Source organism: Escherichia albertii NBRC 107761 = DSM 17582 (assembly GCF_000759775.1).
GTDB classification, from domain to species: domain Bacteria; phylum Pseudomonadota; class Gammaproteobacteria; order Enterobacterales; family Enterobacteriaceae; genus Escherichia; species Escherichia albertii.
Genome location: NZ_BBMY01000058.1, coordinates 1 through 1,234, shown reverse-complemented (window position 1 = coordinate 1,234; position 1,234 = coordinate 1). Strand labels below are relative to the sequence as shown.

The window sequence follows — 1,234 nt, the reverse complement described above, 5'->3', positions numbered from 1 at the left end:
TGCCTGATATCCGCAATCCGCTTTTCCGTGAACCAGAACTCAAACTGTACCGTCGGGTCATAAACGGCAAGATGCGGCGTGGCGGTTATCTGAAAATAGCCCGGCGTCAGCTCAATCCGCGACGGTGCTGCCGGTGCGGCAATCCGGAAGGTGGTGGTGGCAGGTTCACCCTGCTGGCCATAGCTGTTTATCGCCCGCACAGTCAGGGTGTATTCCCCGAGCGGCAGGCCGCTGAAACGGTGCTCCGTGTCTGCGGTGATGGCGGTGGTCACCAGTCTGGCATCCGTTCCCTTACCACTGGTCAGGCGCAGACTGAAGCGCACACCCTTCACCACCCGCGGCGTGTCCCATTTCGCCTGCGCCAGATACTGGCCGTCAGCTGCGCTCACCTCCACCGTCAGGTGCTGCACTGCCGGTGGGATGACGCTGTTCAGGGAACCTGACTGCGGCTCAAAGCGGGCACAGTTATCCACGATGGCTTCTTTTTCCGGTACGTGCTGCACCGCCGTGATGGCAAAGGTGCCGTCCGTGTTTTCCCGGACGGAGACACAGCGGAACAGGCGACGGCGCAGTGACGGCAGGGAGAGTCCCCACACCCCGTATGTCTCCACACCATCAGGCAGGGTACTGACCTGTATCCGGTCCGGCGCGGGGTGTTCGGTGATGTCCACACTCACTGGCTTACCGCTGCCGTTAATCAGGTTCACCGTGGCGGCACCGGTCTCCGGAAGTGTCACTTCACGGTCCAGCGTCAGGGTGCGGGTGGCAGCATCAATGGACAGGACACGTCCGCCGGTCAGGGTCCCGGCATAGTCGTTATCACAGATTTCAATGATGTCACCGGGTGTGTGCCGCAGCCCCTGAGACCCGAGCGTGAAATCCACCGTCTGCGTTTCCAGCAGTTCGGTCTTTATCACCCACAGTCCGGCACGGTGGGCCTGACCGCGGCTGGTACAGCCGAACGCGTCCATCTTCAGCAGATTGCGCCGTAGCGCAGTATGGCTTCCGGGTCTTCCACCAGTTCCGTGGAGGTCTGCCAGCCGTTCTGCGGGTCGGTGTAATTCACCTCCACCGCCGTGTGCCGGTCCTTCAGGGCACTGAAGCTGTAGCGGAATCCCACGCCGTTATCATCCACCACCACATCGCTGTTGGTGTACGGCCACACCACATCCGACGGGCGGTCCTGCACGAACGTCAGCGTCTGACCGTTCCATACCGGCATACAGCGCATCGC

At 61.8% G+C, this 1,234-nt stretch carries 1 pseudogene; it reads right to left on the bottom strand.

Features of this window, described 5'->3' with window-relative positions:
* Positions 1–1,234: pseudogene (locus EA14781_RS11975) on the bottom strand (TipJ family phage tail tip protein); the annotation flags it as partial.